Origin of the sequence: Achromobacter xylosoxidans (assembly GCF_001457475.1) — a bacterium.
In the GTDB taxonomy this organism is placed as follows: Bacteria; Pseudomonadota; Gammaproteobacteria; order Burkholderiales; family Burkholderiaceae_B; genus Achromobacter; species Achromobacter xylosoxidans.
The window spans coordinates 2,793,288-2,805,542 of the sequence record NZ_LN831029.1; the positions used below are offsets into that span (position 1 = coordinate 2,793,288).

Here is a 12,255-nt window from a genome sequence, read left to right on the forward strand (position 1 = left end):
CGACGGGGCCGGGCCTTACCACTGTAGCCGCGCCGTGCGCCGGAATCCAGTCCGGCGGGCGGCGCGGCGCATCGTCGCGGTCAATCTCGGCCCCTTTCACGTGATGGGCCGCCGCGATCACCCCCGCTGCGTTGCGCTTCCTGGCCGCCGGCCGCGCGGCCGCCGCCATGTTGCGGGTTGCCCTGGGGCCGGGCCTCCGGGCGATTGGCGGGCGCCGCGCGATGTTCGCGTGGCGCGCCCTGCGCCAGGTTGTCGGGCGCCGGACCGGGGCGCGAAGCTTGCTGCGGGCGCGCCTGGGGCTGGGCCTGCTGCGGTCGGGCCTGTGGCTGGTTGGGCGACTGCGATGGCCGCGACTGTGGCTGGCCGGGCGACTGCGATTGCGGCGGGCGCGACTGCGATTGACCGGGCGCCTGGGCGGCCGGCGGGCCGCCGCGATTGAACTCGGGGCGCGCACCGCCGGGCGTGGCGCCGGCCGGCCCCTTGTCCGGACCGTTGCCTGGTCGATTGGCCGGACCGCTCCCGGGCCCATTCCCAGGCGTCTTTCCCGGGCCATTTCCCAGGTTATTCCCCGGGCCGGCGCCGGGGCGCGCAGCCGCGGGAGAACCGCCACGGCCGGGCGCATGGTCGATGAAGGCTTGCGGCGGACGGCCCTGGTTGTGGTCGAAGAACTGCGCGCGGTTGCCGCCCGCCTCGCGCGCAAAGCCGCGTTGCACATCGGTGGGCGGATGGTGGGGTTCGTTGCGCGCGGCGACCTCGCGCGGGTCGGCGCGCCGCTGGATGCCGGCGGGGCCGCCGTTGTAGCTGATACGGCGATTGTCGACGTTGTTGACCACCACGGTGTGGTTGTACACGTTGGTCACGCGCGTGACGTTCACGTTGGTCACGGCGCGGTTGTAGAAGAAGCGGTCACGATTCCAGTAGCCACCGACGTAGCCGATGCCGATGTAGCCGAAGCCGTAGTTGATGCCGCCGTAAAAGCCGATATGCGGTCCCCAATAGCCGGCATGCCAGAGATAGACGCCGTCCACGAAACCCCAATAGCCCGGGGTCCACAGCGCGCCGGTGTAGGGCGCCAGCACCCACGCGCCCGGCACCCAGAAATAGCCGTAGCGGTTCAGGCTCCAGTATCCCGGCACCCACATATAGCCATCGCCGGGGGCGGGCGGCTGGGTATAGACGGGCAGGGGCGGCGGCGGTTGCGGACTGCGGTCGAGCGGCGCGAGGTTGGCGTTGGCGGGATCGCCGTTGTCATAGGCGGGCGCGGCCGGGGCGGGCGGTGGCGCGTAGGTCTGCGCCGCCGCGCCGGCACAGGCCGTCATCAGCAGAACGGCGGCCAGCGGACGCGGTCGGAGAATCCGGGAAGTGGCATTCATGGCATGTCCTTTACGCGGCGGCAGGGCCGGCATCAGTAGCCGTGGTAATAGCCGCCGTGATAGTAATAATGCGGCGCCGGGTAATAGTAGTAGGCCGGAGCCGGCCGGTAATAGGCCGGACGGGCCGGCACCACCACGCAACCGGTAAGGGCGCTGGCCATGGCCAGCATCAGCAAAATGGTTTTCTTCATGGTCGGATCTCCTGCCGAGCAACGGGGCGTGTGCCACGCCCTTTGTGGGCTCGTAGGGATTAGGCCATGGTCTGCGGGTGCGAGTTCGGGACTGTAATGGTTCCGAAACAGCTTTCAGGTGACGGATGTTTGCGCGGGCGTGACCGTTGATGTCGTTCGTAGCAATTGTTCCGGCGCGACCGTGGCCGGCGCCGCCGGCCCGGCCCTCCGGACCATGAAAAAAGGCTGCCTTGCGGCAGCCTTCCGGATTGGCGCGGGGGGTGGAACGGTCAGTTCCAGCGGCCGCCGTTGCCGGCCAGGCTGAAGCGCCCGGCGCCCATGAAGGCAATGGCCAGTGCCGAGAACAGGAACATGCCTTGCAGTTCCAGCGCCCAGCCGCCGTTGTTGGTCAGGCTGCCGATCTGGCCGGTGTGCGCCAGCAGGATGGCGACCAGCATGTTGATGGCGATGATCAGGCCGCCCAGGCGGGTGTAGACGCCGATGATCAGCAGCACGGGCGCGATGATTTCGCCGATGTAGACGCCGTAGGCCAGGAAGCCGGGCAGGCCGTGCGAGGACAGCATGCCGGCGATGCCGCCGACGCCGCCGCCGGTGATCTTGAACAGGCCGTGGAGCAGAATCAGAATGCCGAGGGTCAGGCGCAAAACCAGCTTGCCGGTGTCGTCGGATTTGATCATTGTGGATTTCTCTTTTGGTGGTTGAGAGGATGCGATGCGCCGGTTTGAGCGCACGCCGAGCCTATGGTTCCCGTTCCCGCGCCAAGTGGCGCAAGGTGGGCCATTATTGCAAATCCGGAAGATGACCATCAAGCTTTTGCCCCGGACGGGCAGGCCGGCGCATGTTGCCGCGCCGTCGGGGCCTATATACTCTCGCGCTATGTTTCACGTCCAAGATTCTCTCTATATCGACGAGCGCGAGATCGAGTTCTCCATGATCCGGGCGCAGGGCGCGGGCGGGCAGAACGTCAACAAGGTGTCGAGCGCCGTGCATCTGCGGTTCGACGTGTGGGCGTCGTCGCTGCCCGCCGAGATCCAGGAGGCGCTCTGCGCGATGAACGACCATCGCATCTCCAAGGAGGGGGTGATCGTCATCAAGTCGCAGTCGTTTCGCAGCCAGGACAAGAACCGGGCCGAGGCGATCGAGCGGCTGGTGAACATGGTGCGGGCCGCGGCGAAAGTGGAGAAACCGCGGCGGGCGACCAAGCCCACGCGGGCCTCGCAGCGGCGGCGGGTGCAGCGCAAGGTGCAGCATGGCGAGGTCAAGCGCCTGCGGGGACGGGTGCAGGGGGAGTGAGAGCCGGTTGGCGAAGGCCGGGCGATGATGGCGGGTGGCCGGGGGGGAAAGCCCCTTGGCCGGCAGGGGCATAACGATATATCGGAATGTCTCGATATAAGATTCGATAAATTGCGATATTTCAATATGACGACCACTGCTTCCACCGCCATCGAGGCCGCCACGGACATTGATGTCGACGCCATTCTCAAGGCGTTGGCCAATCCCGTGCGCCGCGAGATCCTGGGGTGGTTGAAGACGCCGCAGGCGCACTTCGAGGAACGTCCGGGCCATACCTTCGAACACGGGGTGTGCGCGGGCCATATCGATGGGCGCTGCGGGCTGTCGCAGTCCACCGTGTCTTCGCACCTTGCGGTGCTGCAGCGCGCGGGACTGATCTCGGCCACCAAGGTGGGGCAGTGGGTGTTCTTCCGTCGCAATGAACCCGTGATTGCCGCGTTCCTGCGGCAATTGAACCAAGACATGTAGCCTGCCGCCGCTACCCAAGCCCGCCCGCCGGGCACGAGGATTGTTATGAGCCAGCTGTTCGAACCCTTGCAAGTGGGGGAACTGACCCTGCCCAACCGCATCATCATGGCCCCGTTGACGCGCCAGCGCGCCAGCGAAGGCCGGGTGCCGAACGACCTGATGGTCGAATACTACGTCCAGCGCGCCGAGGCCGGGCTGATCCTGACCGAGGCCACCTCGGTGACGCCGCAGGGCGTGGGGTATGCCGACACGCCGGGGCTGTGGTCGCAGGAGCAGGTCAAGGGCTGGCGCAAGGTGACGACGGCGGTGCATGAGGCCGGTGGCCGCATCTTCGCGCAGTTGTGGCACGTGGGCCGCATTTCCGATCCGGTTTTCCTGAATGGCGAACTGCCGGTGGCGCCGAGCGCGATCGCGGCGGGTGGCCATGTCAGCCTGGTACGCCCCAAGCGCGGTTACGTGGTGCCGCGCGCGCTCGAGACCGATGAGATCCCGGGCATCGTCGAGGCCTATCGGCGCGGCGCGCAACTGGCGCAGGAAGCCGGTTTCGACGGCGTTGAAGTGCACGGCGCCAATGGCTATCTGCTGGACCAGTTCCTGCAGGACAGCACCAATCAGCGCACCGACGGCTACGGCGGCTCGCTCGAGGCCCGCGCCCGCCTGATGCTGGAAGTGGTGGATGCCTGCGTCAGCGTCTGGGGCGGCGGCCGGGTCGGCCTGCACCTGTCGCCGCGTGGCGATGCGCATACGATGGGTGATTCGGATCCGGCGACGACTTTCAACTATGTGGCGCGGGCGGCGCGCCGTCGTGGCCTGGCGTTCCTGTGCGCGCGGGAGCGCGAGGGCGCCGACAGCCTGGGCCCGCAGCTCAAGGAGTCGTTCGGCGGCGTGTACATCGCCAACGAAGGCTTCACGCGCGAATCGGCCGAGGCGGCGATCGCCGCGGGCCGCGCCGATGCGGTGGCGTTCGGCGTGCAGTACATCGCCAACCCCGACCTGGTGCGCCGCTTCGCGCTGAACGCGCCGTTGAACGCCCCGGACTCGTCGACCTTCTACGCCTCGGGCGCGGCCGGCTACACCGACTACCCCGCCCTGGCGGTGGCCTGAGCCCCGCCGCCGTTGCCGGTCGCAAAGGACTGGCAACGGCGGCGTCCGCGTCTCAATACAGGGCGGCGCGCATCGGGTAGGTGAACAAGCCGTAGTGCGCCGCGTTCAGGCCCAGGTGGGCCAGCACGGCGGCCGCCAGGCCGCCGTAGCGGTAGGCCAGCCCGTAGCCCACGCCGCCAATGCCGGCCAGCAGCATCCATTGCCAGCCGCCGGCATAGTGCGCCAGTCCGAACAGCAGCGCCGCGATCGACAGCGCCGCCGTGGCGCCCCAGGGACGGTCGCGCCAGCAGCGCGCCAGCCGTTCCTGCACATAGCCGCGGAACAGCGCTTCCTCGGCCAGCGTCACCAGCAAGGCGTTGTTGGCGAGCCAGAGCCAGCCCGAGTCGGGCCATTTGGGCGCCCATGCCACCACGTCCAGCGCCAGGGCCAACCCCAGGCAGGCCACGGCCGCGGCCGCGCAGGCGGCCAGCGCCGCCAGCAGCGTGGCGCGCGCGCTGGCGCCGGCCATGGCGGGCGCGGCGGCCAGCACCACCCAGAACGCCACCAGCGGCTTGTCCAGGTTCAGGTACATGCTGAAGGGCACGGCATCGGGCGTCAGGGCGGCGCGCGGGATCACCAGGGGATTGTGGAAACCGGGCAGCCAATGCAGGAACAGCAGCACCGCCAGGATCACGAACAGCGTATGACCGGCGGCGCTGGCCGCCCCAGGCGTGGCCGGGCGCACCAGCAGCGCGGCCAGCAGCAGCAATGCCGGCCAGGCCAGCGCCACGGGGTCGATGCCGCCCTGCGTCCAGGCCCAGGCATAGGCGAGCGCCAGCGCCAGCGGCGCCCAGCGGCGGGTGGCCGCCGGCCACAACATGGCGGCGGCCAGAAACATCAGGGATCCAGGTGAGGCAAAGGGCATGTATCTTCCTGCGAGGCGACGGGCGGCGCATGGCCGGCACACTGGCCGCGGTCGAAGCGGCGGCGCCCAAACCCGCAAGTGTAAGCGCCGCCTTGCGCGTTCGCCTTTGCCGGCGGCCGCTATCCGTTTGCGGTGCGCCATCGGGCACTTTTCATTTCCGCGCTTTCGGGCGACCATGCCGCAGCGGCGGCGCCTCCCGTCCGGTGGCGGGAAGGGGCGCGCGCGCAAGGAGCAACAATGAAAATGATCGCTTGGTTGATGCTGGCGGCGGCGATCCTGCCGTTCGTCTGCACGATCGTGGCCAAGGCCGGTGGCAAGCAGTTCGACAACAATGATCCGCGTACCTGGCTGGCGCGCCAGGAAGGCTGGCGCGCCCGCGCCAATGCGGCGCAGGCCAATACCTTCGAGGCCCTGCCGTTCTTTTTCGGGGCGGTGCTGTTCGCCCTCTACACGCAGGCGCCGGCTGCGCACGTGGCCACGCTGATGGCATGCTGGCTGGGCGTGCGCCTGGGCTATCTGGCGATGTACCTGGCGGGCTGGGGCGCGCTGCGTTCGCTGGTCTGGACGATCAGCATGGGCTTCATCATCGCCATCCTGTTCTCGGGCGTGTAGGACGCCGCGGCGGCCAACGCCCGGTCCGAGGCGCCCCGCGCGCCTCGCCAGGATGCCTGGCCGTCATTGCCGCTTCACTTCCACTCGAACACGGCGCGCGCGGTGCCGCTGTTCTCCACCTTCACATCGCGTTCCTGCGCCTTGCCTTCGTAGGTGGCGGAGACCTTGTACTGGCCGGCGGGCAGCTTGACCAGCATGTAGGGGCCGCCGGATTCGGCGTGCAGCACCTGCTTGCCCTGGCCGTCCTTGATGGTGACGGCGACGTTGGCGACGTAGTCGGCCTTGCCGTCGCGCTGGGCGGCGAAAGTCAGCGCCAGGGGGTAGTCCTTGGCCGCGGCCTTCATGGCCTCGGATTCGTCCAGGCCGATGCCGCCGCTGACGTACTGCACGCTGCCCTGTTGCTGCACGGGCGGCAATGCCGCCTGCGCGGTGGACAGGACGCCGGCAAAGGCCAGGGTGCCCAGGGCCATCGCGGCGGCCATGGTGCAACGTTCGATGCGCTTGTTCATGCAATTCTCCTTGAAGGGATGATCACGCAAGAGGTTCGACCGCGCTGGCGTCGGCGAGTTCGCCGTGGCGGGGCGTTTGCGCGGGCATGCGCTATCCCGGCGTGGCGCTCGCGGGATGATCACGCCAGGCGAATGCCAGGACGCTTTCGCCATTGGCGCCGCCGTCGGGGGCGAAGCGTTTTTCGGTCAACAGGCCGGTGCCGTCATCGCGCAGGGCCAGCACCGTGGAACTGCGAGTGCCATAGTTGGGACTGACGATGAACGGGCTGCTCAATAGCTTTTCGCGATCCGGCGCCAGGCCGGTGGCGGGCAGGTCGGCATCGTCGGCCGGACTGCGATCGGCCAGCGCCTCGAACAGCGCCGGCAGGTCGGGTTGCGGGTCATGGGCCAGCACCCGTTCGAAGGCGGCCTTGGTGCGCGCCAGCTTGGGCCAGGGCGTGTCCAGCAGGTGGTTCGACAGGGCGTAGACGCCGGCCGCCAGGGGCCGGGGGGCGCCATCGCGGTTGCTGGCGTACCAGGCGCCCCGGGCGTCGCCGACGATCAGGTTGAAGCCGTTGTAGGCCGGGCCCGCGGCATGGGCGGCGGCAATGTAGTCGGCCGGCGCGGCATGGCCGCGCAGGAAATCCTCGACCAGGGCGCCACGCGAGGGGGCGTCGGCGACCACCCGGCCGGGTTCGCGGAAATTGGTGACGAGCGCATAGCGCCCGCCGGTGGTCGCGCCCATCCAGGTGCCACCGGCCAGCGCGTCGCGTCCGCCGTACACGTGGGCGGCGTCGGCCCACTGCGCGGCGGGCAGCGTCGGCCGGGCATGGAATTCATCGCGGTTGGCGGCGATCAGGACGGGAATGCCCGGTACGGTATGCAGGGCGAGAACGGCAAGGCACATGGTTCAGTCCGGTTGGGTTCTTGGGGAGGGCGGGCGCGGGCGGCCGGGTTCGGTGGCAAAGCCCGGGCCGGCCAGCGTCGCGCGCAGGGCTTCGATCGCGCCGGCGGCTTCGCGCAGGGCGGGCTCGTCCGTTGCCACCGGGGCGGGGCCGACCGCCACGCCGTGAGTCACGGCCTGCGCCATGGCGTGCAGGGTGTCGGCCAACCGCGCCACCGCGGCCGGCGCGGGCGGCGGCTGGTCGGCCGGCAGTGCCCAGGCGCTGTCGGACACCGCGTTGGCCACGCGCTCCAGCGCCACTTCGACGGGCCACCAGGCCAGTGCGCGACGGCTCACCAAACGCGGTTCCGACAGGCCGCGCTGCAACGCGATGCGCAGGTCGGACAGGCGCGCATAGGCCTGGGTGCGCAGCTCGTGGCGGGCCGTCGAATCGGCCTGGAACACGGCATTCAGATAGGCGGCCAGGGTGTCGATCGCGGTGGCCACGGCCTGGTCCAGATTGTGGCGTTCGAGCCGCATCCAGGGCAGGTAGCCCACCGCCAGCACGATGGCCGCGGCCACCGCCACGTCTTCCAGCCGCGCCAGGGCGATCGGCCAACTGCCCGGTTGCAGTGCGCCGATCAGCAGCATCAGGATGGGCAGCAGGATCGCCGAGAACAGGCCGTAGTTGCGGCGGATCGACCACGGCAGCAAGGCCGCCAGGCCGGTCACGGCGAGCAGGCTGACGACGCCGCTGCGGTCCAGCGCCAGCACGGTGGCGCTGATCGCCACGCCCACCACGCTGCCGGCGCAGCTTTGCAGCGCCCGGGCGAAGACCGAACCGAAATTGGGCTTGAACACCACCACCACGATCAGCGGCACCCAGTAGGAACGCGGCAGGGCCAGGGTGCGCGCCACGGCTTCGGCGACGACCAGGCACAGACCCAGCCGCACCAGGTAGCGCAGCGTGGTCGGGCCGGGGCGGTAAGTGCGCGCCAGCACCCGCCACGGCGTGCGCGGGCGCGCCGGTGGCAAGGCCGGGAAGGCGTCCGGGCGCGCCGGGCCGCTGCCTTCCAGCAACGGCCGCGCCTGTTCCAGTGCGTCGGCCAGTGCCGTTGCGCCGGCCTGGCGCACGGCCGCGATGTCGTCGCCTGGCGCCGACGGCGTGGCGTTCTCGACGTGGTCGGCCAGCCGGTTCATGGCTCGCGAACACTCGGGTGGCAATACCCGGCCGGCCCGCGCCAGCGCCAGCGCGGCGTCCGACAGTGGCGTGCATGCCTGCAACTGCGCGGCCAGCCGGGCCAGCCGCGGCGAGGGGCCGGCGGCGCGGCGCCGGGCCGCCAGCACCGTGTCGTAGGCGCCGGCCATGGCGGCTTCCATGTCGCGCCGCGCCGTCATGATGCGCGAGGTGCCGATGGCGGCGAACATGGCCGCCAGCTTGCGATAGGCCAGGGCCACCGCCGCCCGTTCGGGCGCGATCGGGTTGACCACCCAGCCCAGCAGGGTCAGCGCCAGGCCGAACAGGCCGCCCGCGCCCACCAGCGCCGGCGGTAGCCAGGGCGGCAGGGGCGACGTCAGGCTGGCGCCGACGATGACGTAGGTGGCGAATTGCAGCGTGGCGACGGCGGCGATGTTGTTGAAGGTGCCGACCAGGCTGGCCGCCAGGACCAGCAGCGTCATGGCGGCGGCGCTGAGCAGGCCGTGGCCGGACAGCAGCGAGCCCAGCAAGTAGCCCAGTGCGCCGCCGAACACGGTGCTGCCGATCGACAGCGCGCGGTTGCGGTAGGGGCCGCCGTTGTCGCCGGTGATGGCGGGCAGGGCGCCGAGGGCCACCAGGGCTGCCGCCGCGCTCTGGTCCAGCGCCAGGCCGGCCGCGGTCGGCAATCCGATGGCCAGCGCTGCGCGCAGCGCCACCCAGCGGCTGACCGGCGACGGCTCCATGTGCGCCAGGCTCATCAGCCAGCGCATGTTGGAGGTGCGGGCGTGGGGCGCGGCAGGCGTGTCCGGCAAGGGGGCCTCGGCGACGGCTAGCCTTTGATCAGCGGCGCTTCTTGTGGCGCGGCCAGGCGGAAATAATCGGCGGTCGCCATCAGGATGGAAGCGTCCAGCCGCCCGGCGTTGAACACGATTTCATCGTGCCGCTGGCGCAGGGTGGGGTCCACCAGCAGGTGCAGGTCGGGATTGAAGCTGAAGGGCGGGATCGCGCCGATCTCGCAGCCGGTGAGTTCGCGCGCCAGGTCCTGCGAGGCCAGCGAGGCCTTCTTGCCGCCGGCGGCGCGGGCGATGGCTTCCAGGTCGGCCTGCCGGTCGGCGGGGAACACCGCCAGCACGTTGCGACGCTGGTTGGACGAAATCTTGACGCGGCAGACCAGCGCCTTGGCGCCCTGGCTGACGGTGGTGCCGCGCACGGCGGCGACTTCCACCGAGCGGCCGGCGGCGGGATGGGAAATGAGGCGGTAGCGGGCCTGATGCTCGGTCAGCAGGGCCTGCAGGCGTTCGTAGACTTCCATGGCGGGGCGCAGCGGGTTGGCGGGCCGGCGCCGGGGATCCGGCCGGCCATGCCGCATGATACGCCGGTCGCGCGCGCCGCAGGCCCTAGATGTCGCCGGTGAAGGCGTAGCCCCAGCCCCAGACGGTGCGGATCGGCAGCTCCATATTGGTTTCCTGGGCCTTGCGGCGCAGCCGGCTGACCACCACGTCGGTGCGCCGCAGCGATTCGCGGCCGGCCTGCGGGTCGCTGGGCGGCACGTCGCCGCGCGGCATGCGCCTGTCGGGACTGGTAGTCAGCTTGAGCAGGAAGTCGCGCTCGGCCTGGGTCAGTGCCAGGCGGGTGCCTCGCGGGCTGACCAGGGTCCAGGCGGCATCCTGGAAGTGCCATTTGCCATTGGCCTCGGCCGGCGCGGCGGCTGGGCGGGGTTCGGCATCGGCCGGCCGCCGGCCGTTCACGGGGACGCGGCGCACCAGCGCCTGCAGCGCGGCGGCGATCTCGGCGCTGGCGACGTCGGGCGGAAAGCAGGCGTCGGCGCCGCAGTGCAGGCCGAGGATGCGGTTTTCCGGGGAATCGAAAGTGGATACCGCGACGATGCCGGCGGTGGTGTCCATGGCGCGCAGGCCGGCGACGGCCATGCAGAGATCGGTCAGCTCGGCTTCCATCACCAGCAGCGGCGTGCGCCGCGCCTGGAACAGCCGGAACAGGCCGTTGGAGTCCTCGCAACCGCGCGGCGAGAAGCCCATGCCCGCCAGCGCGTCGCAGCGGTGCGCGCGTTGGCGGGAATCGGGCGAGAAGACGATCAGGTCTAGTAGGTCATTCATGAATCGTTGTCGAGATCAGTGCAGCTTGAGCGCATGCATGATGCATCGGATACAACGGATTCCTAAACGCCGCACAACGCCATTTTCTGACCCGAATTCTCGGACATGGCCCCGGGATGTATGGTTTGGCGCGCTTTGCGGGCTATTGTGTGGCGGCAACCGGGTCGGCCGGCGGCGTGTTCCACCAGCCGCCGCCCAGCGCCTGCAGCAGGGCGGCGGTATCGGCGTAGCGCGCCGCGTCGGCCGCGCCGCGGGCGATGCGCGTCTGCAGCAGCTGGCGTTGGCTGTCCAGCACGTCCAGGTGGCTGATGCCGCCGGCCTGGTAGCGGTCGCGGGCGATGCGCGCGGCATCGTCGGCGCGGCGCCAGGCCGTGTCATACGCGTCATAGGCCCGCGCATCGCTCTGCAGCGCGCGCAGGGCGTCCGCCACCTGCCTGAAGCCGTCCAGCACGGTCTGGCGGTAGGCCGCCGCGGCGGCTTCGTAGGCGGCCTGGGCCGAGCGCGTGCGGGCGCGCAGCTCACTGCCGCGAAACAGCGGTTGCACCAGCCCCAGTCCCAGGTTCCAGACATTGACGCCATCGCCGACGTCGCCGGCGCGGGTGCGCTGCGAGCCGAAACTGGCGGTCAGCGTGAACCGCGGATACTGGTTGGCCGTGGCCACGCCGATCTGCGCCGAGGCCTGGTGCAGCAACGCTTCGGCTGCCAGGATGTCGGGCCGCTGGCGCGTCAGCGCCGACGGCACGCCGGTCGGGATTTCGGCGGGCAGCGTCAGGTCGGCCAGGCGCAGCGGCGGCGCCTGCCAGGCCGCCGGCGGCTGGCCCAGGTAGGTGGCCAGCTGGTGATGGGCCTGGGCCAGCTGGTATTCCAGCGGCGGCACGCTGGCCTCGGTCTGCGCCAGCAGCAGTTCCTGGTTGCGCAGGTCGGCCTCGGCGATGCCGCCGGCCCGCAGGCGCTGCGCCATGATGTCGCGCTGGCGTTGTTGCGCCAGCAACAGCTCGCGGGTGTCGGCCAGGCGCCCGGCCAGGTCGGCCTGGCGGATGGCGGTGGTGACCACGTTGGCGGCCAGCGTCATGCGCGCGGCTTGCAGCTCATGCGACTGGTAGTCCACCTGGGCCGCCAGGCCCTCCAGCGCGCGGCGGTTGCCGCCGAACACATCCAGCGTGTAGGACACGTCGATCGACGCGTTGTAGAGCGTGAACGGCGCCGGCTGCTCGGCGACGGGCACGCCGTAGGCGGAGGGATCGACCTTCTGCCGCGTCGCCGACAGGTTGGCGTCCACCGCCGGCAGCAGGCGGCCGCCGGTCTCCGCGTTCAGGTCCTCGCCGGCCTGGCGCAGCCGGGCGCGGGCCTGTTCCAGCGTCGGGCTGGCGTCCAGCGCCTGGCGCACCAGCGCATCCAGCGCAGCGGAACGGAACAGGCGCCACCATTGGGCCGGGATGTCGGCGTCCGTGAGCCGCGGTTGCGCGCCGCTGGCGGGCGCATTGTCGGCCGGCGGGGTATAGGCGGCGACCGGCGGCGGCGCGGGGCGCTCGAAGTCCGGCCCGACGGCGCAGCCGGGCAGCAGGACGCAGGCGGCCACGAGCGCGGCGCGGCGGGCGAAGGGCGGGTGGGGGCGGGGCATGGCGGC

Annotated in this window: 14 protein-coding genes; 4 read left to right on the top strand and 10 right to left on the bottom strand. The window is 70.7% G+C overall.

Going from position 1 to position 12,255, the window contains the following annotated elements; genetic code table 11:
* Positions 1-80: 80 nt before the first annotated feature.
* The 3 genes from AT699_RS12625 to AT699_RS12630 form a co-directional block, all read right to left on the bottom strand.
* On the bottom strand, positions 81-1,373 hold the full coding sequence (locus tag AT699_RS12625; RefSeq protein WP_024068680.1) for a YXWGXW repeat-containing protein: 1,293 nt from the start codon (positions 1,371-1,373) through the stop codon (positions 81-83).
* 32 nt (positions 1,374-1,405) lie between these two features.
* On the bottom strand, positions 1,406-1,564 hold the full coding sequence (locus AT699_RS31965; RefSeq protein ID WP_006385045.1) for a hypothetical protein: 159 nt from the start codon (positions 1,562-1,564) through the stop codon (positions 1,406-1,408).
* Between the two features lie 269 nt (positions 1,565-1,833).
* Positions 1,834-2,241, bottom strand: a complete 408-nt coding sequence (locus tag AT699_RS12630; protein ID WP_006385046.1) for a DoxX family protein — start codon at positions 2,239-2,241, stop codon at positions 1,834-1,836.
* 199 nt (positions 2,242-2,440) lie between these two features.
* Between AT699_RS12630 and arfB the strand changes: the two genes are divergently transcribed.
* The 3 genes from arfB to AT699_RS12645 all read left to right on the top strand — a co-directional run bounded on the left by arfB (position 2,441) and on the right by AT699_RS12645 (position 4,429).
* On the top strand, positions 2,441-2,857 hold the full coding sequence (arfB, locus tag AT699_RS12635; protein WP_024068681.1) for an alternative ribosome rescue aminoacyl-tRNA hydrolase ArfB: 417 nt from the start codon (positions 2,441-2,443) through the stop codon (positions 2,855-2,857).
* Between the two features lie 126 nt (positions 2,858-2,983).
* Complete coding sequence (locus tag AT699_RS12640; RefSeq protein ID WP_006385048.1) at positions 2,984-3,325, top strand: ArsR/SmtB family transcription factor; 342 nt, start codon at positions 2,984-2,986, stop codon at positions 3,323-3,325.
* A gap of 45 nt (positions 3,326-3,370) precedes the next feature.
* On the top strand, positions 3,371-4,429 hold the full coding sequence (locus AT699_RS12645; protein WP_006385049.1) for an alkene reductase: 1,059 nt from the start codon (positions 3,371-3,373) through the stop codon (positions 4,427-4,429).
* A gap of 52 nt (positions 4,430-4,481) precedes the next feature.
* Here the strand turns inward: AT699_RS12645 and AT699_RS12650 are convergent, their stop codons facing one another.
* Complete coding sequence (locus AT699_RS12650) at positions 4,482-5,333, bottom strand: CPBP family intramembrane glutamic endopeptidase (protein ID WP_058207306.1); 852 nt, start codon at positions 5,331-5,333, stop codon at positions 4,482-4,484.
* A gap of 237 nt (positions 5,334-5,570) precedes the next feature.
* Between AT699_RS12650 and AT699_RS12655 the strand changes: the two genes are divergently transcribed.
* Positions 5,571-5,945, top strand: a complete 375-nt coding sequence (locus tag AT699_RS12655; RefSeq protein WP_006385051.1) for an MAPEG family protein — start codon at positions 5,571-5,573, stop codon at positions 5,943-5,945.
* A gap of 74 nt (positions 5,946-6,019) precedes the next feature.
* On the opposite strand, the gene AT699_RS12660 is transcribed toward AT699_RS12655, so the two are convergent.
* From AT699_RS12660 to AT699_RS12685, 6 genes are all read right to left on the bottom strand, one after another.
* Positions 6,020-6,454: a carboxypeptidase-like regulatory domain-containing protein gene (locus tag AT699_RS12660; RefSeq protein ID WP_006385052.1), complete on the bottom strand. Its 435-nt coding sequence runs from the start codon at positions 6,452-6,454 to the stop codon at positions 6,020-6,022.
* Positions 6,455-6,545: 91 nt separating this feature from the next.
* Positions 6,546-7,340: an NRDE family protein gene (locus AT699_RS12665; RefSeq protein ID WP_024068683.1), complete on the bottom strand. Its 795-nt coding sequence runs from the start codon at positions 7,338-7,340 to the stop codon at positions 6,546-6,548.
* 3 nt (positions 7,341-7,343) lie between these two features.
* Complete coding sequence (locus AT699_RS12670; RefSeq protein WP_024068684.1) at positions 7,344-9,326, bottom strand: FUSC family protein; 1,983 nt, start codon at positions 9,324-9,326, stop codon at positions 7,344-7,346.
* A 17-nt stretch (positions 9,327-9,343) separates the two neighbouring features.
* On the bottom strand, positions 9,344-9,826 hold the full coding sequence (locus AT699_RS12675; RefSeq protein ID WP_058207587.1) for a YbaK/prolyl-tRNA synthetase associated domain-containing protein: 483 nt from the start codon (positions 9,824-9,826) through the stop codon (positions 9,344-9,346).
* 85 nt (positions 9,827-9,911) lie between these two features.
* Positions 9,912-10,628 (bottom strand): response regulator transcription factor, encoded by a 717-nt coding sequence (locus AT699_RS12680; RefSeq protein ID WP_006385266.1) that lies wholly within the window; start codon positions 10,626-10,628, stop codon positions 9,912-9,914.
* A 142-nt stretch (positions 10,629-10,770) separates the two neighbouring features.
* Positions 10,771-12,249, bottom strand: coding sequence for an efflux transporter outer membrane subunit (locus AT699_RS12685; protein WP_024068686.1), 1,479 nt, complete (start codon positions 12,247-12,249; stop codon positions 10,771-10,773).
* Positions 12,250-12,255 lie beyond the last annotated feature (6 nt).